The organism is Aeromonas mytilicola subsp. aquatica (genome assembly GCF_044336385.1).
Lineage (GTDB): Bacteria > Pseudomonadota > Gammaproteobacteria > Enterobacterales > Aeromonadaceae > Aeromonas > Aeromonas rivipollensis.
In genome coordinates, this window is the sequence record NZ_CP172298.1 from 1660268 (window position 1) to 1682557 (window position 22290).

At 42.4% G+C, this 22290-nt stretch carries 17 protein-coding genes; 9 read left to right on the forward strand and 8 right to left on the reverse strand.

Annotated elements, in window-relative coordinates:
* The 4 genes from ACFWHB_RS07730 to ACFWHB_RS07745 all read right to left on the reverse strand — a co-directional run bounded on the left by ACFWHB_RS07730 (position 1) and on the right by ACFWHB_RS07745 (position 5005).
* Positions 1-1449, reverse strand: a complete 1449-nt coding sequence (locus ACFWHB_RS07730) for an SIR2 family protein (protein ID WP_395949846.1) — start codon at positions 1447-1449, stop codon at positions 1-3.
* 305 nt (positions 1450-1754) lie between these two features.
* Entirely contained in the window at positions 1755-3428 is a 1674-nt protein-coding gene (locus ACFWHB_RS07735) for a protein kinase family protein (protein ID WP_395949847.1), read from the reverse strand.
* 3 nt (positions 3429-3431) lie between these two features.
* Positions 3432-4169, reverse strand: coding sequence for a hypothetical protein (locus ACFWHB_RS07740; RefSeq protein WP_210599857.1), 738 nt, complete (start codon positions 4167-4169; stop codon positions 3432-3434).
* Positions 4170-4171: 2 nt separating this feature from the next.
* A complete protein-coding gene (locus ACFWHB_RS07745) occupies positions 4172-5005 on the reverse strand; it encodes a vWA domain-containing protein (RefSeq protein WP_210599858.1) in 834 nt (277 codons plus the stop codon).
* Positions 5006-5393: 388 nt separating this feature from the next.
* Here ACFWHB_RS07745 and ACFWHB_RS07750 point away from each other — a divergent pair, with 388 nt between their 5' ends.
* Positions 5394-6824 (forward strand): hypothetical protein, encoded by a 1431-nt coding sequence (locus ACFWHB_RS07750; RefSeq protein ID WP_395949849.1) that lies wholly within the window; start codon positions 5394-5396, stop codon positions 6822-6824.
* Positions 6825-7768: 944 nt separating this feature from the next.
* Here ACFWHB_RS07750 and ACFWHB_RS07755 read toward each other — a convergent pair.
* On the reverse strand, positions 7769-8602 hold the full coding sequence (locus tag ACFWHB_RS07755; RefSeq protein WP_395949850.1) for a hypothetical protein: 834 nt from the start codon (positions 8600-8602) through the stop codon (positions 7769-7771).
* Positions 8603-9807: 1205 nt separating this feature from the next.
* Here ACFWHB_RS07755 and ACFWHB_RS07760 point away from each other — a divergent pair.
* The gene (locus ACFWHB_RS07760; protein WP_395949851.1) at positions 9808-10497 is read left to right on the forward strand and encodes a B3/B4 domain-containing protein; all 690 of its coding nucleotides are present in this window, start codon (positions 9808-9810) and stop codon (positions 10495-10497) included.
* Between the two features lie 105 nt (positions 10498-10602).
* Here ACFWHB_RS07760 and ptsJ read toward each other — a convergent pair whose 3' ends face one another.
* Positions 10603-11913, reverse strand: a complete 1311-nt coding sequence (ptsJ, locus tag ACFWHB_RS07765; RefSeq protein ID WP_395949852.1) for a MocR-like B6 salvage transcription factor PtsJ — start codon at positions 11911-11913, stop codon at positions 10603-10605.
* Between the two features lie 85 nt (positions 11914-11998).
* Here ptsJ and ACFWHB_RS07770 point away from each other — a divergent pair, with 85 nt between their 5' ends.
* Positions 11999-12892, forward strand: a complete 894-nt coding sequence (locus ACFWHB_RS07770) for a dihydrodipicolinate synthase family protein (protein WP_395949853.1) — start codon at positions 11999-12001, stop codon at positions 12890-12892.
* Between the two features lie 13 nt (positions 12893-12905).
* Positions 12906-14111 (forward strand): MFS transporter, encoded by a 1206-nt coding sequence (locus tag ACFWHB_RS07775; RefSeq protein WP_395949854.1) that lies wholly within the window; start codon positions 12906-12908, stop codon positions 14109-14111.
* Positions 14112-14233: 122 nt separating this feature from the next.
* On the opposite strand, the gene ACFWHB_RS07780 is transcribed toward ACFWHB_RS07775, so the two are convergent.
* Positions 14234-14704, reverse strand: coding sequence for an Lrp/AsnC family transcriptional regulator (locus ACFWHB_RS07780; protein ID WP_395949855.1), 471 nt, complete (start codon positions 14702-14704; stop codon positions 14234-14236).
* 123 nt (positions 14705-14827) lie between these two features.
* Between ACFWHB_RS07780 and ACFWHB_RS07785 the strand changes: the two genes are divergently transcribed.
* Complete coding sequence (locus ACFWHB_RS07785; protein WP_395949856.1) at positions 14828-15682, forward strand: EamA family transporter; 855 nt, start codon at positions 14828-14830, stop codon at positions 15680-15682.
* A 68-nt stretch (positions 15683-15750) separates the two neighbouring features.
* Here ACFWHB_RS07785 and ACFWHB_RS07790 read toward each other — a convergent pair whose 3' ends face one another.
* The gene (locus tag ACFWHB_RS07790) at positions 15751-17160 is read right to left on the reverse strand and encodes a hypothetical protein (protein ID WP_395949857.1); all 1410 of its coding nucleotides are present in this window, start codon (positions 17158-17160) and stop codon (positions 15751-15753) included.
* A gap of 940 nt (positions 17161-18100) precedes the next feature.
* On the opposite strand from ACFWHB_RS07790, the gene ACFWHB_RS07795 reads away from it, so the two are divergent.
* The 4 genes from ACFWHB_RS07795 to ACFWHB_RS07810 are packed head-to-tail and all read left to right on the forward strand — an operon-like array spanning position 18101 to position 22282.
* Positions 18101-19498, forward strand: a complete 1398-nt coding sequence (locus ACFWHB_RS07795; protein ID WP_395949858.1) for a hypothetical protein — start codon at positions 18101-18103, stop codon at positions 19496-19498.
* A complete protein-coding gene (locus ACFWHB_RS07800) occupies positions 19491-21281 on the forward strand; it encodes a ThiF family adenylyltransferase (RefSeq protein ID WP_395949859.1) in 1791 nt (596 codons plus the stop codon). The genes ACFWHB_RS07795 and ACFWHB_RS07800 overlap by 8 nt, the downstream gene beginning before the upstream one ends.
* A complete protein-coding gene (locus ACFWHB_RS07805) occupies positions 21253-21756 on the forward strand; it encodes a Mov34/MPN/PAD-1 family protein (protein WP_075384631.1) in 504 nt (167 codons plus the stop codon). The genes ACFWHB_RS07800 and ACFWHB_RS07805 overlap by 29 nt, the downstream gene beginning before the upstream one ends.
* Positions 21746-22282, forward strand: coding sequence for a hypothetical protein (locus tag ACFWHB_RS07810; RefSeq protein WP_395949860.1), 537 nt, complete (start codon positions 21746-21748; stop codon positions 22280-22282). The genes ACFWHB_RS07805 and ACFWHB_RS07810 overlap by 11 nt, the downstream gene beginning before the upstream one ends.
* Positions 22283-22290: the final 8 nt, after the last annotated feature.

Genomic DNA, 22290 nt, shown 5'->3' on the forward strand with positions numbered 1-22290 from the left:
CTAACCTCCTAATTTCTTCAAAATAGAAAGAATATCCTGGTTGATTTTAGTTCTATCAATTGCTGGGTCTAAAAGTCTGGCTACTTCCTTTTCCAGCCAAGGATACTGAGTAAAGCTTTTCCCTGGTTCTCTCAGCATCTCCTCAGCCAACTCTTTAGCCATATAGCCTGTTACGCCAATTGGAAGTACAGCGACTCCTGTACCTTGGGCGATCTCAAATTCTTTACGCACACCTCCAGCATTGATGACATTGCTGTCCTCGTTAAGCTTGTTGCCGAATAGAAACAATGCAATGCCAGAAAGGCCGATCATGCGATGTCGATACTCATTCCATAATTCAGCCAACTCTTTACCGTTTGATGGATGCTGTGGAAATGGACGCATGATAAGTTGTTCTTCGGAGTATTTATCTGGTTTAGAGTAAATGGCATCAAGTGCTCCATTAATGACTGCACTGCCAATCCCCCAACCAAAACCATTGACAACTCGATAGCCAGCTTTCACTAGCGATGCTGAGAGTGTATGTACAAAACTCAACGCATCCTGTTTGTCCCAATCACCATATTCTTCTGCACTACCAGAGATAAAAATAGTTTTCTTACGGAACCGGCTCTCAATCTCTTTCAAGATCACCGGAATGTCATCGTATTCTTCAACAAGCACAGCTTCGATGCCGAATCTGAGTAGATCACGAATATGATGATCTTGCCTACGTTGTCTATAAATTGCACCAGCTTCATCCTCATCATGCTGCTTAGTCGCAGGCTCCTTACGAAGGAAGCAATAGTGAGTTCGCCTATGACGATCAGGCACATGTAAACGGCTCAGTATGTAGTCAAGATTAGGGTCGGTGAAACTAAAGCCAATAAAGAGAAATGTTTTTGAAATCAGATCGCCACTTAATGCGGTTACAAAACCCTCATGAGTTTTATAGTACTGTTCATATTGAGCTTTGTAGAGTACTGCTGCACCTGGTGAATCCACATCACCATGCATTTTGTAAACAACAGCATCTCGCTTCGGACGAGTAAGAATAAGATCATCAACCTTGCGTTTGACATCTGCAACCCGATAATTTTCTTTGAGACTATCCTCAATCAAAGTATCATAATTGGTTGTCCAGTATGTTCTTATCGGGAGTCTAGCTAGAATCTTATGGGCTTCGGATGGTTCAGCTTGCTCTGAAAACTCTTCCAGAATTTTCCTAGATAATCCTGTTGCACTATTTTTCTTATTAACGTGATATTGCGCAACGGAAATAAGATCGTGTTCAAACTCAACAGATAATTCCAACTCCTCCGCAATTTCACGAAGCAGTTCTTTCCAGTTAACAAACCCGCAAGTTCTAGATAAACCTGCACCTGCAAACACAGCAGCAGCGCCTTCCTCCAAATCTTTTACATATCTTTTTATGAAAGCTTCAACTTCAGCAGAAAACTGAGAGCTCATTTTTTAGCCTTAATTGTTAAAGGATTGTAATAAATGACATGTCAAAAATTTGTCATTTACGTCCCTTTAGAAGCACTTGTACAGATCCAAACACATCCACACACTCTACTCCCAAAGGACTGTTTTTTAAACTTCTTCCGTGCTAGAAAACAATATCTCTCTACCTTCCTAGACACTTCAAGCACCTCAGACTGAGGTCATTCAGGAGGTGTTGCGGACAAGCAGCAACGTGACGCAGAAGGATTCATTCTGCCGCCGTCAATTCTGTACAGCTTCGATATCAACTCAATACCAAGCTATGAAATTTAACTCGCACAACCTCGTAGGAGCATAAAGCCCACAATTATAATAAAAAGCCATCCTCCCCAACCTAAGCCAGATGACTTCCTATTAGTACCGACTGGGTTACTCCTTGCAGAATTACCCATGTTTGAAGATAGATGTACGGGGGGCGCACTCGTGTATGTTACCTGAGGTACTTGCTGAGCCCGCATCTTCTCAAGCAGTTGCTGATTTGAACTATTCTGGGGGACTGAGGGTGCTCGTGTTATTTGAATGGGTGAAGTTTGAGCACCAGTCCCTTTCGTCATCGTTGAGAGAATATTAGCATTTTGACTCGCAGCCCCCTTTGTAGGTGTTGCGATGCCCCCAAGAAGGCGATATCTGGCTTCCTGTTCTGGTATCTGCTGTATCTGACCTGGTGCAGTTATAGTGATCGAGATATGTGTGTAGGTAGTCGATTTTGCATGCCCATGATAAGGCGCATCAACGAGGCCTGTAACGGATAGCCAACGACCGACCCAAGTCTGGTCAGGTACATTAGTACCAATCGCATTCATGCCATCAGACCAGATAGCTAGCTTGACTGCTTTTCCACGCCAATCAGAAAAATTCACGAATACATAAGGTTTTCTATTCGCTCCCCACCCACGGCGAACCGAATGGATTTTACCTATAAGCTCTATTCTGCTCCCAACCTGCTCAAATACTTTTTCATATTTCAAAGCATCACAAACTACATATGCACCTTGATAGCCAGCTTTGGTCAAGGTAGCACCCTGGCCAAATATAATTTCCTCGTGGTAGATCCCCTTGTTCTGAAGGAAATCCACAAGTGTAGGAACTTTATTAAAGTCCCCAACAGCTACTCTAGCTAAGTTTTTGACATGTAAACCCACGCCAGTGATTTTTAAAACCTCTTTAAAAATCACTGAAGAGCCAGGATCTAGAAAATCATTCCGCCTAAATACAACGGCACTCGGTTCAGAGCGAGAAATAGTCCAAATTGAAGAAGATGCTATCAATGCTTGAAGTGCGACATCCAGCGTCAAAAATGAAAAGCGATCAAGCTTTTCATTGAAATCATTAGCAGTACGTTTGGGATGCTGAAAGTTTACCTGTCCTAGTTCAGTTGCTTTAGATGATTGCAATGACTCAACATACATTCCATCATAATCGATAAGTTGAATCGTGCTACCACCTGCACTCACCATTATATTTTCTGGCTGAATATCACCATGAGAGATCTGATTTTGCTCTAGAAAGGATGCTAGATTAGCAAGTGCTTGCCGTAGTTTTTGAAGAGCCTGAGGATTACGATGCTCACTCTCCAAGAATTCAGCTAATGTTTGTCCTTGTGCCCAAGCCATCTTAACGATGGGATATATAGCACCCTGAATTCGAATACCCGCAGGGATGAACTCAAATGGTAGAAAGTAAGGGCTAGCCAGTTGCTTAATTCGAACAGATATAGCTTGATATCGCCTCTCTAACTCACGTGATTCCTTGTGAAAACAACGAAGCGCAAATTTTTTACCTCCAGCCTGTACAGTATACGTAAGTGCAAATCCACCACATAAAGCCAGAGGAAGTCCTAAGCCAGTTGTCTTCAATGTACCATGCTTTAACTCTACATCTTGTAATACGAGTTGTGGGGATTGTAGAGCCTCGTTATATTGCTCAAGGGTTGGATATGCCATGGCTTAAACTTCACTGGTCAGGCTAATGAGAATTAAAGTGATGTCATCTCGTCGGAGTTTTCCAGTTGCGCGTTCTGTTTCAACAAGCTCCTGAAGCTCCTGCTGGCTTCTGATACTAATAAGTCTCTCAAGGGCCGAGCTATCACCATGCTCCTGATGGTGCAGTAGCCATGCCCCGAGAGCATCAGTCATACAGAGAAGCAAATGCGTTTGATTGTCCTCGTAGCTCCACTCCTTTTGAGTCAAAAAAACACTATTGGTATCGCTCAATAAAGGATTTAACTCATTGCGCGTTGCTAGAAGAGTCGGTTTTTGAGTGAATTGCTCTGCACAAGAATACGGCGTTGTATCTAGCAGGTTATGACCATCGCTCCAAACAGCAAGACTATCTCCTAGGGCACTAACATTGACGTTTTCATGAATGGGGTCATCTTGAACAATCAACATCGTGGCAAAACTGCCTCTTTCGTAAGCAGCTGCTTTTGACCAAGATAGAGTGCTCGGATCATGTAGAAGGTTATACTTTTGGATGCATGAAGAGAGCGCCTCATCCAAAGGCGCTGTATCTATGCATTCATCCACAAGAAGATTAGCCCAGCTTTTAGCATCAAACGACTCAGAAGCCCCATCTGACAGCACCACGCGGCCTCGTTCTTGGTTTATGCGGTAAGCATCTTCGTTATCGTTTGGCTGCTCAATATGCTTGGCTACGGTTCCATCAAACAGGATGTGAAATTCCATAGTTAACGTAGCTGGGCGGCACGGGTGCCAATATCAAAGAAGTCCACAACCTCAGTAATTTCGCCATTGAAAACAAAACCACGAGATTCCATCGTTGCTTTGATCCCTTTCTCTTCTGCAACTTTTTGAAGGTGTACAGGTAAAGGGCTGGACATACTGAAAAGGAGTCTTGCATAGCTGTCACTTAGACCAGCGTCAGAGATAGGGAATTTTACGGGGTCACCACCACTAGAACTCACATGAAGATTGAATAGCAGAACGTTGCCATCGTTGGTACTAATCTGTTGGAGTTGTTGTGCCAGGCTCCCAGGTTCGCCATCCGTAGACTCACCATCAGTGATATGCAGAACAGTCGGTGGATAGCTGTCTGGGTGTGCATCACACCAAGCAACTAACTGTTCAGCAGCACTGGTAATTGCGTTACACATAGGAGTTCCGCCCGAAGCCTTTGGCTCAAACCATACTGGGAATTTGATAGCTTGCTCGACTAGACCACCTGCACCGTCATCTACTCGCTTAATCCGGTCTTCTACACGCAGTGGATTGGCTTCGATTTGAGAGATGGGATGAAGAATTGTCCCTGATAATGCTCCAGCAAGACCATTCTCTGCGGTAGAGCCGCTGTATCCTAAAACCCCAACCTCGAAGTAGTCACGAGTACCCTCTGATTTAGTACAGCGAGTAATGAGGGTGGCTAATGTCCGATTCAGAACATCGGCTACAAATTGGGCTTTGGACTTGCCATTGGTCATGGAATCTTGCATCGACCCAGATTGGTCTACCAAAAACAAGAACGCTGTAGGACTGGTACGGCTGATTTCGGCACTGTAGCTCATAGGATCCTTCAATGATGAGTTTTATCAAAACGATAAGATAAAATAATGAGCAAGGATATTTGTTAACTCAGGTCACATTTTTCAACCAACCAACAAACAACACAACCAAGCGTTGCTTGATCTTAAACCTCTTGCCGCCCACCACCCTGGGTGGGGTGAAGCTCTATCGGTTCACGGCAAGTAATGACGATTGCAGCTGATGTCGCTATCGCTGCAACCTTCCTTTCCGCCGCCCCCCTACGCAACTCGAAGCTCAAGACCCAACGTATTACCCAGTGAACCGTGTTATTCGGCTTACGCTAAAAAATAAATGTGGTATTTATGATGTATATACAACATTTATTGTTTCCGCCATGATATGTGCATCGTCACTTAGGAGCTCATTCATATGGGAAGAACATCGTTTGTCATCAATCCTGAAAGGCTGAAGGGTCTGCGCGTTGAATCAGGCCTGACCCAAGAAATGTTGATGAGTAAGGCTTACAAGATTTTGGGACGCTCTCCAGAGGCCGCACCAAAAACCCTCATTGGTCATTACCAACGAGTAGAAAAGAACGGACATACCAGCAAGGCTTTGGCTGATGCTCTAGCTCAAGCGCTTGAAACAACTGTAGAGGTATTACAAGGAAAAGACACCCCTGAGTCTTACCATTATATAGATAAATTAGTCAAGCAACTAAAATCACAGCTGGAACTTGGCAATAACCAAGCACTTAATAATGAGTTTTCTGAGTGGCAAAGAAAATATAATAGTCAATGTCCTGATATGAACGAAGATATCTATGATTTTGCAAGAGATCTTGGCATCCAAATAGAACTGGCTCAATTGATTGGTCAACCTGACGAATTAATAAAACTTCGAGATATTACTGGTTGGAGTAGCGAGCAAATTCTAAATCCTGCCAATGTACATGGTCACTGGTTTATCCGTAAGACTGTAATGGATTCAATAAGTACAAGTTTTGAGTATGGCCTTAGTGAGATTATGTGGGAGGTACAAGATGTCATCAAGAAGGTGGGCCATTTCTATACAGATGATATGCATGTCAACGTTAAGCATGCATATCCCTGGATACACATAGATCTTATCCATCCAAGAATTAGTGATTTCCATAAAACCACCTTCATTTTCTCAAGGACATTACCGAAGCCTGATGGACTAAAATGGGTATCACCCAGTGAGGCTGATAAATGGATGTTGTCTGAGCTAGACCGAATAGCATTTGATGAAGCTAATTTTGTAACCTTAAATGATGGTTTTAATTATCCATCAGACATAACAAATTTAAGACTGAAAATCATTGAGATAACTGATCATGCTAAGAGCAGGATTGCATATTCCGAAGGTTGGTTAACTGACCAAGAAGATTCGGTGTTTGACAGCTTTTTAGCTAGTGGTAGAGCTCACTACTGGATTGTTAATAAGCTTACTGGTTGTCTAGCAGAGGGGTTGCGTGCTCATATTAATCATCTCCCCGAGGTCTCATGGAAAGTCGATGCTAATAATGGAAGAATTACTTTAACCTGTGACTCGTGTAGGTTATCTGCGGAAAAACGTGCAAAACTTGGCTTTTACAATCTAAGTTACACTATTTCGTTAGTTGAACTAATGCCTGATGGTAGCTATCGAGCTGCACCGTGGTCTAAAAAAGGCATAGAAGATGCTGCTAATAATATAACAAGACAATTACAGTGGACATGGGCATCAGATGATTTTGTTTCTGATGATGAGCAAATAAAACTTCACTTTAAGGAAATAACCAAACCTGGAGAAACAGCTGTAGATTTAACTAACGCATCCTCATTGGGGGAGTCATGAGATATTCAGCTTCTAAAGAAATTGATGATGTTGTGCGGAAATATATAAGACGTAACTGGATATACAAGCGAGGTAAAAAACATGGTCTGCTATATCCCCCAAAATGTGGCTTATTCATCGTAGTGCCTGGATCCCCGAGTGATAGCCTTGCAGGGTGCATTTTTAGTCAAGAGATAAGGAGACTAGAAAGGCGTGTACAGATCTAGTTATCACCTGACACCGGCTTTAAACCGGTGTCTTGTTTACGCTACTTTAGAGTGTACTTCCTTCGGTATCAATTTCAGACCCTTTTCAACATGCTGTAGGGGGTCTGCCCCTCCATCACCCTTCTCTGGCCTGTTCTTGCGCTCCCATTAAAGGGCCATGATATGGTTTGGCGAAGGTGTAATCGATCCCCTTTGTAACCAAGCAACTTGTAGAGCCAACCATTGGCTCCATAGGTCTGATAATTGCGGCAGATTTCGTATAACTGCTGGCGGCAATGCCGATGAAATTGAAGGTTTTAACGTTATTGAGCACTTTGGTAAGGTCTAGCGGGCTGAGTCTATGATATGCGACTTCCTCGCTGGGGTGACATATGGCTTCATTATCCGTTTTGAAGACGGATGATTACTCCCTTTTGTAGGCTGTTGTAAGGTGAATACAATCTCCAAATAAAAAAGAGAAAAACCCTGACCAGAAAGCATGCCAGGGCTTGGATTAAAATTTTTATATGACAATGTTTTTTAAATAAAAATCTGTTCTTAGTGTTTAGATTTTTCTTTTCTTAAAAACGCATAAACGGTGAAGGCCCATGCAACTGGAGAAAACAACACACAGAGAATGAAGTTAGCAAAAGCTATCTTTTTCTCTTTCTTATAGATAAACAATATAATGCTGGTTATCAATCCAATCAGCGTAGCAACTGCAAAGTAAATGTTATTGTTAATATCCATCTCTTCACCTCATCCAAAATAGCATTTATACACTTTGCCCTCAAATCCACATTTGAGTGGAGAAGATGAACCGCCTGGGCCGATGTTGCTTCCCCCTCCAAACGAAACGGGAACATTAAGTCTATCCAATGCTTTAATGAACTCTTGGAACGTACCTGGATCACCAGAGAATTTATATTCGTTGTTAAGATACGTTTTATCTAGAGGTAATTTATTACCATCCTTGTCACGTGAATCAGTTAGATCGAAGGTTAACTCACCGATATGATTAAGACCGGATATTCGGAAGTTTGCAATTGTACCGTCGGAGAACTTAACTGTTGCGTTCAAACGCACGCCATGTAATTTCCCTGCTATATTTATAATTAGTGACAAATAATCCACAGCATTCTGTCCATAGCTGGACGTTGTGAAGTAATATTGTGAAACCTGGCTCTCCAAATATGGCCTTGCAACGAGGGAATATGCACTTGGAGCAATTTCGGCAGGTATTGAAATCGATGTATCAATGAATTTTTGATAGTCATTCTTTAACCGTTTCTGCACTACCATGTTAGACGCCATTGGTGCGTCAAGTGGAATGGCATCATATGCAAGAGAGTAAATTGGATCACCAATCTTATTGTATCTCACACTTTGGTAAACTGAATATTTCTTTGCAACACTTGTTTCAAAGTTAATAACATAAACCGTGTGAGAACCATTAAAATTACCAACTTCTTTTTTTGCAGCAGCAAGAAAGTTCCCATCAGTCACACATGTATTACAGACTGTTCGAAACTCTAAGGCATTTGCGCTCGTTGATGCTATTAGCATAGCCACTACTAACAACCACTTTTTCATTTATATCTCCTTATTTTATTTGCTTCCATGGTTTCAATCGGAAAACAAACTACAATCAAGAATCAGGAAACGCAATAACAAGGATATAATTGGGGGTAAAATTTCATGAAGAACAAATAGCATGCAATAAAATACTTTCAAAGAGCCATTAATTAGTGATTGATATTGGGGGGCCTCCTCTGAAAGCACCACAACTGGCTCTGACTAGACGCCCAGGCCTACTCAACCTCATCTCGCACATAGCAGCGTTGGCTACTACACATTTTCATATCTTGCACCACTCGTGGTGCATACGCCCCAGGTATCTGGCCCGCTCGTTAAAGTCATCATCAGGCACCATTACTCTCTGGAAGGTCTCTAATCGTCCTGGGATTAATGCCATCCTCCTACTGAATTATCTGCGTGCCCGAATCAAAAACACAGTGTGATGATGTCTTCACTCATCAACCGATACGGTTCAATCGATCCAGATTGCATACTAGGTCATGTGCATCTCGGGAGTGACCAGGCTGGGGGGCCCACCATTACAGCTAGGCTGTTTGTCGAGCAAGCCCTTGTGCCATAGGTCTGATATCGTTTCAAACTATGAATAGTATTTTTAGTGACAAACTGAGAGTGGCTATTTGTTTGATCTATTAGCTGGCGGGATGTTATTTTCTAATGAATAAGATATCCCAACCTGTTTAAGAGCATTAATAATGCTATCGGTATATCTTGTGAGAGTTACCGTTTTACCCGAAGGAAAGTTAATTTTAAGAATCATAGATTATCCCCTTTTAGTTGATATGGTGTAATCACTATAGCCGCCCTCCAAACATAAGAATAATGAATCGAAATCATAGAAAATAAGCATAGCTTGTATATAAAAAAACATTAAAATCAATGACTTAATCATTAGCGCGATAACATTTAGGTACTAGGTTGACCGATGGCAACCAAACTTAATAAGTTTAGCTAATGATAACTTAGTTTTAATCATTTGAGCTTATGGATAATTTTATGCAGTATATTGGTTATTCGATAACGTCAGCCTCTCTGCAATCTTGGAGATAAGAGATTGAGTATTCAAAAGTTCATTACAGAAAAAATCAATGAATTGAAAGTGAATTTGAGGGTGATTTACTCTAATCTTATTGATTTTGGTAATGCTCAGGAAGAGTATAATATGAGAGGGTTGAAGAAGAAATGATAGATGGAGGCATTGCATGTCAGTTATACCTTTGATTAGTCCAAAGATATTTGAGATTGCCCCTGGGTTTAGAGCTATAAGCATAACTGTCTTGGCATCAGAGATAATTGATTCTGATGTAGCGACTCAGGCACTTTTAGACTCATATAAATGTGTGCATGAGAATAATCCTACTTGGGCCGAAGTGCACCTTGCTGCATGGGGAGAGGCATTCAAGAAGTTTGGCGCAAAACCGAAAAGAACGCCATGCTCTGCTGAGGCTTTACGTAATAGAGTCCTAAAGGATGGTGGGATCACAAGTGCAGATCCTATCGTTGATCTCTATAATGCCATCAGCATTAAATATGCAATTCCTGTGGGTGGTGAAAACTACGAAGCATATGTAGGGATACCACACCTAACAATTGCTGAAGGTACAGAAGCATTTGATACAGTTAAATCAGGTCAGCCAGCAAATGAGCCACCAGAGAAAGGTGAAGTCATTTGGAGAGATGAAGCTGGGGTAACCTGCCGTAGATGGAATTGGCGTCAAGGTGTAAGGACTCGACTTGATGAACATGCAAAAAAGATGTGGTTCATTTTAGAAAGTCTGCCAGAAATGCCACTTGAAGCCTTACAGGCTGCCAGTGATGAACTCATCTCTGGTCTCAAGAAAATGATGCCAGATGCGCAAATTGAATTTACATACGTTGAAGCTAAAGCCTAACCCAATATAGCTATAGTAGATTTTTCAACCTCCTTCTAAGATGAAAGAGGTTGAATTGTTATCAATTCATATTGCCAGACAGTATCGCAGCTTATTACTTAGTGGTCATTTCACTCTTACAGCATCAATACTCATTCTTAAATCACCCACAATCTTTTTTATTTTAACAGTATCTAGCTTTGAGATAGTGACTCGGATTGCATGAGTTTTCTTTTGAACATCAAATGCAGAGCCACGCCGGATTAACCATCCTCTCTTTGCCATTTCATAGGCAACATTGTTTGAGTCTACATCAAGTGGAATCCAGACATTTAATCCATCCTGAATATTTGGGGTGAAAATATCATTCTCTTGCAATGCGCATATCAATCCCTTACGTAAGGTAGAGTATTTGATACAGGTGTCATGCAACGATTTCTCAATCTCTGTTGATGACAGCAAAGACCAAGCAATCCTTTGTATAATATGGCTCACCCAATTTACCCCAGGTGCAAGCCTTGTTCTCAACTGCCCAGCAGTGGTTTGATCACAAGCCACAATGGCCAATCTGAGATCCGGCCCTAGTGCTTTTGAAAGGGAACGAATAACAACCCAAGATATTGTTGTGGATGGCAAAATGGAAAAGTACGGCGTCTCCGAAAGAAGAGCAAAGTGATCATCAATGATAACTAGTACATTGGGATACGATGATAGTACAGCCTTGATCTCTAGTGCTCGTTGTCTACTTAAGCTGCATCCTGTTGGGTTTTGCGCACGGGGAGTAATGAGGACGGCTCTGGCTCCATTACTTAGAGCGTGTTCAAGAGCATCAGGCTTCATCCCATGCCCATCAAGTTCAACCCCCAACATTTGCATGCCAGACAGTCTGAACGCATTGATTGTGCCAAGGAAACATGGTTCTTCGACTGCAATCTTGTCACCCGACACTAAGTGAGCATTTGCCAATCTTTCGACTGCATCGACAGCACCGTAGGTTAACTCAAGCTCAAACTCAGAAGGACAATCCTCAGTAAACCACCTTCTACCAAACTCAAGCAGCTCTGGGATGACGGTTTTCTCTCCATAGAGTACAGCCTTAGGAAAACACCCTGGAGATACCTCCTGTAGATTGGGTAACCAATCAGGATTCGGGTTTCCATCAGCCAGATCTACAAGCGATGAAGAGGGGGTCAGTCCTTCAACCTCTCCAACCTTTCTTGGTTCACTAACAATCGTGCCTAGTCGGCCTTGTGTTGTAGCTACATTGGCTTTCACCAGTCGTTGGTATGCGGAAGATACCGTGTTCCTATTAACTCCAAGTATTTCAGCAAGTTCCCGTACTGGAGGCAACGATTCACCTGGTGCAATCTCCCCACATAAGACCAGTTCTCGGATGCAATCAGAGATCTCTAATGCAGTTTTACCTTTGATCTTCATTTTGTCCTATGCCAAAGATTGTTATTGTCTTAGTATTATATGGGAACTATGAACAACGTTCATCCACAACGAAGGAGCAAGAGAGATGTTCTCAGGACTAAGTGCTTTTCCCCTGACGCCCGTCAACCATCATGGCATCGATGACAGGGCCTATATCCAGCTGATAGAACGATTAGCTCAAGCCAATGTTGACTCGATTGGAGCACTTGGTTCTACAGGAAGCTATGTCTACCTCAGCCGTGAGGAAAGAGCCAAGGTTGCTTCCCTTGCAGTCAAAAATGCAGCGGGTATTCCTGTCATTATTGGCATCGGCGCTTTGAGAACTGATGATGTTCTCAGGTTGGCAGAAGATGCCCAAAGATCTGGAGCTAAGGGGGTTCTACTGTCCCCAGTCTCATATCAAAAGCTGACAGATGATGAAGTTTTTGGTCTATATGAGACAGTAACTTGCAATCTGTCAGTCCCCCTGGTTGTTTATGACAACCCTAGTACAACCAACTTTACGTTCAGTGATGAACTACATGGACGAATTGCTCATCTACCTAATGTTGCATCAATTAAAATCCCAGGAGTCCCAACAGATGCTAAAGCAGCATCAGAAAGGATATTGAGACTACGAGATAAAATACCTAATCATGTAACAATTGGTATTAGTGGTGATGCTCTTGCTGCAACTGGGTTAAATGCCGGATGTGAAATTTGGTATTCTGTAATTGGTGGAATATTCCCCAATGTAGCTTTGGCACTTACTAAAGCAGCGCGTACTGGCGATGCAGCTTTAGCTATTCAGCTTTCTGATAACCTAACAGCTCTATGGAATTCATTTAAAAACAATGGTGGAAGCTTAAGAGTAGTGGCAGCTATAGCGGAGGAGATGGGGTTGGTTTCGGCACCTAGTCTACCCTTACCTTTGTATTCTATTCAAGGTGATGAACGAGAGAGGATAATGTCGTTGATTCGTACATTGAGCCTATCTTGATGAGTCATTCTATATGCTTGAAAGAAAATCTACTGAAGTTGAAAATGTACGTGGGCTTTTAAACTATGTATTGGCTGCATCATTAGCGAGAGCCGCTGATGGTGGTGCGGTTGTCGGTGTTGTCCTATTAGCCATGTCAAATGGAGCATCAGGGGTGATTACAGGCATTCTTGGTGCCTGTATCACTGCCCCTCACTTTCTTGGCCCCTTTGTTGCCAGGAAAATTGATACATCAGATGATGGGCGAAAAGTGATTGCATTGGCATGTCTTGTGTATGCAGTTGTAATGACAATTGCTGCATTAAGCTATGGGCATATATCATGGATTCTTAGTGGAGTATTATTTTCAATTGCTGGTATCTGTGGGCCATTACTAACAGGGGGAATTAGTAGTCGGCTATCGACTGTTGCTGGGGAAACACAGCAATTACAAAGACGTTCCCAAGGCTGGGATGTGGCGTCATATGGCATTGGAGGGACTATTGGGCCATCCATAGTTGCGGGGATGTCAGCTTATGCATCCCCTGCTATAGCTGTTATCAGCCTGGCTATTTCAACCATCTTAGCTGCGATTCTGATAATGAGGTTACCTTACTCCCCCCCTCAACATGGTGGGGATCTGAGTAAGGTTCCTAGTACATGGGCTATCATATGCGTGATGTTGAAAGATATTCGACTTAGACAGACGCTATATTTGACTATGCTAGTTGCATTTGCTGTTTCTGCACTACCAATAACTGCGGTAAAAGTTAGCTCTTTATTAGGTGAGCATGCAGCAAGTGCAGCTGTATTAACAGCTGCATATGGGATCGGTAACTTGGCTGGCTCTGTATTTATAATGAGGAAGCCACTCTACGGTGATCCCGACAAGCTCATGATAACTTACTCCATCTATATATGTGGGGGGTTGTTTGCGATTATCAGTTGCTCCTCTATAGCTGTTTCTGCTATCGCTTTTTTGTGTACAGGTATCCTCAACTCATACTTCTTTGCAGCAACACTAATTGCTCGAACAGAATATGCTCCAGCACAAGGAAAAGGGCAGGTGTTTTTGTGGGTGGCTGCAATGAAGATCTCTGCTGGTTCGGCAGGTACTGCGATTGCAGGCACTTTAATTGAAAGCGATGTAAAGACACCTATTATTGCTGGCATGATTTTAGTGATTATAGGCGCAGTAGTTGCCTGGAGTTCAGGAAAAAAATACAGGGTGTCAACATAGCTAACAGAGAATAGGTTACAAATCACATTCAGAAATTTCAAATGGGCATGGCTTTAGTTATGTCCATTTTTTATGATGTGTTGAATCAGCGTTTAGAAGTGCATAATAATTTCAGGGAGTTATTATGTAAGGGAATTCAACCCATTAATGTTTTTCAAGATTAAAGTTGTAGATGTTTCAGATACACAAGGTATTGCTTGTAACACTGATGGGATGAACTCAGAAAGGGTAGGAATATCCTTCACCCATAGACGTATCATATAGTCACTATCCCCTGAGACCATCATACACTCTGTAATTTCCGGCCTCATTCTAATTGCATCTATAAACTGAGAGTGTCCTTCTGGCGTTTGCAAAGACAGTTTAATTGATACAAATACACAAATGCCAAGCCCTAATGCCTCTTCCGAAATCTTGGCTGTATACCCTTCAATAATTCCGGCATCCTCAAGTTGCTTAATTCTTCTGCCGCATGGTGTTGGTGACAAACCGACTTGTTCGGCGATTTCAGCAACTGTCATTCGGGCATTGAGCTTGAGCGACTCCAGAATTCTTCTATCAATCGCGTCAATGACAAATTTTGAAGTTTTCATTTAAGATTACCGAGATTTTAGAGTTATCGTGCACATACAGCATCATCATTGCTGATATTTGCATCTTTTGCAATGTAGATGTCTGGTAGATTTGTTCTGTATGTCTAACATGGAATTAATATAATGCGTCACACACAATACTTCCCCATTGGAGCAGCTCTACTATCTATAATCTCCCTACAAACTGGGGCTGCCTTAGCAAAGACAGCGTTTACTACAGTTGGTCCAGAGGGAATGTCAGCGCTTAGAGTTGGTATTGCTGCAATAATATTATGTTGTTTCACCAAGCCATGGAGAATAAGATGCAATCTCTCTGATCTTGTAAATATGCTCTTTTTTGGGGTAACACTAGGCTTAATGAATTTGTTCATATATATGGCTTTCAAGTATATGCCTGTAGGTATTGCTATTTCAATGGAAGTGATTGGCCCATTGACAGTTACACTGCTCAGCTCTCGCCAACCCAAAGACTTGATTTCCATTTTGTTCGCACTTACCGGGCTAACACTTCTTCCTATTGGCGGTAATAATGCATCAATAGAATTTCTTGGTGTGGTATATGTAGGGGCATCTGCACTTTTCTGGGGGCTGTACGTTAGTTCAGGTAGCAAGATTGCTTCCTTTGGAAGTCAAGGCTTCTCACTGGGTCTTATTGTTGCGTCTATGTTTATCGTTCCACTTGGCATCAATAGTGGAGTTATAGAAAAAATCAATATAGATGTTTTTGTTATTGGATGCACGATTGCGATCATGTCTACAGCACTTCCACTGATATTTGATAGCTTTGCATTAAATCATGTTCCCAAGAGCATATTTGGTGTTCTGATGAGCGCGTCACCCGCAGTTAGTGCATTAGCTGGAATGGTAATCTTGGATGAAGTGCTTACCCTCTATCAATGGGTTGGCATTTTACTAATATCACTTGCATGTATGGGGGCAACGATGAGCTTCAAGAGTAATGTTGTTGCTACAAACTAGATGATTATCTACTAATAATCATTAGAGCATACCGCCATTGCCGGCGGTATGCTTGTCTTGATTACGTCCTACTGACTGAATTTTTCTTTCTCACGGCTGTCACTATGAATGAAGAAATAAATCATAGCTGAAATTACAAATACAACACCAACAGCCACTACCCAATATCCAGGGCCAAAAGGAGCTGGGTTCAAAACCATGTACACTAGTGAGCCGATTGTGCAGAACACAACTGCTATGCGCAGCAACATTTGGATTGTTTTATTATGACTATCTTTTAAAAGATGCTGTGCAAATAGCATGACAACCATAATCGCTGGGAATAGCATCAGACTGACATCAAGATGCAGCATTCTAAACGCGAAGCCAAAGTCTCCTAGCGGTACATCCTTGGCCGAGTTATAAAGGTCGGCTCTATACTCCTCCAAGAACCCCATGCCTGCAACAGTTAACAGTATGCAGCTCCAGGTGAGGAAAATACCACCCAAGGTATATTTGGCAGACTTACTCAATTCATTGCCTTTGTCCTTATTTCCAAACAATATTGCGCCAACAACGACAAGACCACCATGTAGTATAAAGGTGCCTATCACAAAATCTGCCAGGTCAATCCCCGCTACACTGTGACCACGAAGGGCAAAAAATCCTTTTTCAGTAAATATGTGGGGAATCTGTAAGTCAGAACCCCCAAAGCCTGAAACAACAAGAATGATGACAAGCAACACCAAGCCAATGATTGTCATCCATTCACCAAGGAGTTTGAGCTTTAATGCAGCACCGATTAAGTTTCGACCATATTTTTTGCTTATGATGGAAAGGATTAGACTAATAACGGCCACAACAATCATATCAGAGTGAGATCGAAGTAGGCTATCTTGCCACTCTGGCAACGTATATCCAATCTTACCTGCGTACCAACTAAAGGCACCTAGCACGTCACCAAAGTCCAAAATGAAACCAGCTAAGTCACCAATGAGCGCAGCAGTTACCGCAGTACATGATGCAGCTATGGCTAAATAGTGAGTGCATGATTTTCTAATCTCACGGTCTTTCAGCACTATTATTCCAAATGTCATTACAAACAAAATCACATCAAGAGAAATAAATGCAAGTATTTGATACCATAGCATTAGCTTGGTATATTCCATTGAGCGGTTTATTGCCCCACCTGTAATGCCAAAAAATACTGTCGCAACAGTGCAATAAAAAATTATACGTTTAAGCTTGTCATCTACATTGTAAGTTTGACTTACAATTAAGGCTGTAAGCCCAGCAAGACCGACAGACAGACCATGGAAATACATTATTCTTGAGTAATCAACTGGCGTGTAGCGGTCAACAAAAATTGAGAATGGGTTAGCTATAAATACACTACCAATTGCATAGATAACTAAAGCAATTAAGAGCCATCTTATTACCTGCGGCCAGGTATATTTACCCAGCCCCATTTCATGGCTGGTCACATCTTGCTTTAACATATTTTCCCCTAATAAAGTTTAGTACATTGCTGCTCATTCAAAAAGTGGCATCTTAGTTATATGTACACTTAAATAGCTTTTGTCATCACCAAGTGTCTCAATAGGAAGTTTCACCTATGAGTTAGGCAGGCAAAAATGATGCTAGTTCTCCAAAGGAGATTAACTGTTTTGTGCTTTATAAAAAGCATGCCATTGGTTGAAGCCACCAATTAATATCACCTACCCATTTATAAGTAAAATTAATTTAAGTCATTATGTATTAGCATCTCTTATGGACAGGGGATCAAGATTCTAACTACTATGATTATGCGACTGGGTGAAAAATTCTATCTTTTGTTAATAGATGAATAAATAGAGCCTGGCGTTATGAATTCTAGCTTATTTATATTTAGGCTCTTCCATGAAGAGAGTCTAGATGAACGAGATTCTTAGTAGGTAGCCATCATGAGGCTGTTCAAGAAGATTTATATTTATTCCGCACTAAAGTACGGATGTATCCAGCTGATAATGTATTGGTTATATCTTCTACATTGAGTAGAAATTGCTCTGAAGGCACAGCCTTATTCTATGCTATACCAAAATTTTATTAAAAGTTGCTAAAAGTGGGGGGAACCTGGGTTCTCTCCGCTGCGTAGCAGCGGAATGTTGAAATTTTCTTTTGTGCTCATAAGTATTAAATGGACAGTTTTTCAGTTTTTTCAAGTGGTACAAATGAAATAAAGTCGAAAAAGCATTGCTTTGCTTGCTTTTTAGTCATCCTATTGGGTTATGGCTGTGCGTGCACAGACTGTCCAACATAAACGCGTCGCTGTAGGAAGAGGGACATCACCAATCCTCGATATCCGAGACGCCATGCGTGGTTCAAGCAACTCATCAGGCCGAAGTTGAACTTGCGACACCAAAACACTTGGGTTGCTAGCCCCTGGCTGGAGTGAGGCTGGTGTACAAGTTGATAGGGTTTGGTATGCCTGTTCTCAAGCCAGTGAATAAAGGGGGCAACGGATTGGGTAAGGGTGATCTGACTTGGATTTTGATCAACAACGCTGGGTTGTATTCCGTTCTTACTAGTGGTTTGATATGTGCATCAATTAGCGCATGTATTCTCAACTCATCTTCATTATGGAGCACACTAATGGCATCACCGTCAATAGAGGTTTTCCCCGTAGGTAACGGAGACATGACCTTAATCACCACTAAAAATAACAAAAAGATTTTGATTGACTGCTATCGAAAATCAGGTGGTGACTACGATTACCTAGAAGATCGTCTGAGAGAGCGCCTGAACACTGACGAAGATGGCCGCCTCTATGTGGATGTGTTTGTTCTTACCCACCCTGATGCAGACCACATAACCGGATTTGACACCATGTTCCATACTGGTGATCCAGATGGCTGGAGTGATAAGCTCAATAAAATTTTCATCAACGAAATTTGGTCATCACCTCGTGTATTCCGCCGAGCTACAGCAAAAGGAGCAGATGGCAACAACCCTCTTTGCCCTGATGCCAGAATATTCAATACAGAAGCTAAGCGTCGAGTTCAACGCTATCGGGATAGCAAGCACATTGGCGATGTAGGCAATCGTATTATCATCCTTTCTTCCGATGAAGATGGCAAAACAGATGATATCCAACCTATTGTTGCCGATCTTTATACCTTGTTCGGCGACATGTCCGGTATAGATGACAACTCTCTTGATGCTTTCTTGCTTGCTCCTGCCGATAAACAGGAGGTTGCCGAAGATGAAGAAGAGCTTACAAAGAACAATTCCAGCGCAATCATCCGCTTTGACTTGACTAATACTATCTACAATGACGAACTTGGTTGCAATACCACCCACACGCACTCAGTTCTCATCGGCGGCGATGCAGAAGTTAAGTGCTGGGAAGTTCTTCATGACAAACTGAAGGCTACGGGTCAACTTGATGAGCTTGCCTATGACGTTCTTCTGGCTCCACACCACTGCTCTTGGCGCTCACTCTCTAATGACAGCGAATCGCAATGCGAAGATCCTCAACTTAATGAGTCCGCCCATGCTGCCTTGAGCTTAGCAAACCCAGATGCATTAATTCTATGTAGCAGCCAAGAGTTTGGTGAAAAGACACCTCCATCACAACGTGCTAGGGATGAATACGAAAAAATTCTCAAGGACAAAAAGGGAAGCGAGTTTTTGGCTGTAGTGGAACAAGGTGAAGATGCTGATGGCAATCCGAATTCACTCATGATCACTTTCACTGAAGGCAAGCCAAAGAAAACAAAAAAAACACAAAAGCGTGACTTCTCGACGGTTGCTAACCCCGCTGCGGTTTCTAAGGGCGGAAAAAGCACGTATGCCTAATGTTCAGCTGACCTCAATTGAGGTACTAAGTGAGTACCTTTCTGACAGGTATTCGGCTGAGCGACTATCTGAAGGGGAGTTGCAGGGCTTGGGGATTACCTCAAGCCCCTATGCAGCCAGTTGGCGTATCCAAACCGACATCAGGCACCCAAAATGTGGTTGTGAGATTCAATTGATTGTTGCGGCCAGACCTACTTTTCCCTTCAGTGTTCCGCACATCTATACTCACCCCAAACTGGAAGTCTTAAAGTACCCTCATGTTGAAGAGCAAGGTAGGCTTTGCGTATGGGGAGATGAGGTCTCCTTTGACCCGCAAAACATTGCTTATGTTGAACACCTAATCAATGACAGTCACTCTCTGGTAGAAAAAACAATCTCAGGTGAACTCGATGAGGACTTCTACACCGGGTTGTTAAGTTATTGGGCTCGTTCTTATTCCGCCTCTCCAAAGGAACAGAAGGCCACCAGTTTATGTAACGTCAAGAACCTTACATCTCGACAGATCCATGTAGCTTATGACAGCACCAAAGGTATCATATTTGCTGATACCAAAGATGAGCTCAATGCCTGGTTGAAAAATATTGGCCTCAAACCGAACCACAAACACTGTTCTACCACACTCCTTATTAATCTGACTGAAGCTTGGCGGCCATCGGAATATCCAACGACACTTGGTAATATTTTGTCGATACTGGAAGCCCAATGTGTCAATCACGACCAGGCGTTAGCTGCAATCGCATGTATCTTGGGTTCTAGTCTCAATAATCCTGCATTCTTAGTACAAACCAATACAGCCAATGGTGCAATTGTCACTGCGATGAGATGCGTGGGTGGCATCAGTACAAGAGGTCATGCTGGACAAGATCATCTGCCTAAAGCAAAAGCTGGGAATGGATTTAGAGATAGCCGTATCCCTTTACAATATCTAAAAGCTAGGTGTTCGCAAATCGCTATCCGTGGAATAGATGTTGAACGCAGAGACCCATCATGGGTTCTAGGCAGAGACTCGAACCCATACATCCCAATAACCAGTGGAACTACTATTGGAATTATTGGACTTGGCTCTGTAGGTTCAAGTCTTCTCCCCCTACTTATTAAAGCTGGGTTCAGTCAGTTCGTTTTATGCGATGGCGATTCGGTTGAGGCCGCAAATGTCGGCAGGCACCTTCTTGGCATGAACTACGTTGGCACCAATAAGGCGGAAGCTTGCAAAAGCTATATTCAGAAGAGCTACCCATGGGTAGATGTTTTGTATGCTGGGTGTCGTAAATGGTTTGACGACGATAAGGCTATAGAAGCACTTACAACAGAATGTGATTTGGTCATAAGCGCAACAGCAGAATGGGCATCAGATAAAGCCATACAGGAAATGATAGAAAATGATAGATTATTATGTAGTGTTGTCTTCTGTTTTACCGAAGCACATGCTGTAGCTACCCATTGCTATGTAAATATGGCCGGTAGTTTTAGCTACGGGTCTCTATTTGATAACACAGGAAAGCTCCAAGAGAGTTGTGCCAAGTTTGACCATCAAACCACTAAGAAAACACATTTTTGTGGTGGCGTATTCCAGCCATACGGCGGTGTAGAACTTAGCTTCGGGCATAGCATGATAGCTGAGACTGTCACTGAGCTTGCTTGTGAAGGCATTCATGAGGATTGCTATCGTGTATGGGTAGGGAGCCGAAAACTTCTGCAATCAGTAGATGGCAAATGGAATCCAGGTTGGGAAGAAAAGTATGGAGAGATTGGCGATGGCTCTAGAATCCTCAGAGTTATCTAGTCAGGCGGCGTCTGTTGAGTTCACATCCCTCTCTTTACATGGGCTATCAGTGTATTTTTCGGAAAACGCGATCAACCAGTTATACCAGCACAAGCAAACTGGCAATAAAGATGAAGCCGGTGGCTTTCTGTTTGGGGAAATCGGTTCAGGTGTGGTGACAGTCTTATCTGTATCCTCCCCCAGCTGCGCTGACAAGAGGTCTCGCTTTGGCTTTTCATGGAATAAGCGAGAAGCCAACAAGACAATACAGGAGAGATTCAAAAAGGGATTACACTATCTCGGTGATTGGCATACTCACCCTTGTAGTAATCCAACCCCTTCTTGGGATGACACTCAATCGATCCGAAGTACCTTTCTAGAATCTGAACATCAGCTTAATTATTTCATCATGCTGATTCTTGGAACTGCGGGGTTCGAACAAAGCTATGTCGCTTTAACCGATGGGAAAAAGGAATATCGATTTAATGCAAAATGAAATTATACAAGAGCAGCTAAACACCAGAAAAGAGCCGCCCCTACAACATAAAACCTACACAAGAAGAGATTTTTTCTGTGCTATCGCTGTTAGCATCTATCTTCTTTTGCTACTAATACCTTCCATTGGGTACTGGTACATGGTCACAACTAATGCACCCCCTCCTTGGGTTGTGTCGATTAAGCAAGTTATCGAGTGCGTGCTGGTAGCTGTTAGTGGGGGGGTACTGTATTGCTTGCGAGCGGTCTATCTTAATTATAGTGTCAGAAAACAATGGGATGAGGTCTGGGTTGTTTGGTATTTATTACGGCCATTTGCGTCAGGCCTGATGGGTTTCGCCACTTATTTGATTATCTCTGCTGGTCTTGTCGCCGTAGGTTCGCCTTCAGCTGAGCACCCAGAGAAGTTACTATATGTCCTATCATTTTTTGCTGGCCTGAATGTAGATGGATTTTTGAAAAAATTTGAGGGACAGGTGTCCAGCTCGGTAAAGGTTAAAGAAAGCAGACAAACACAAGGTTCGTAACCTTCAGT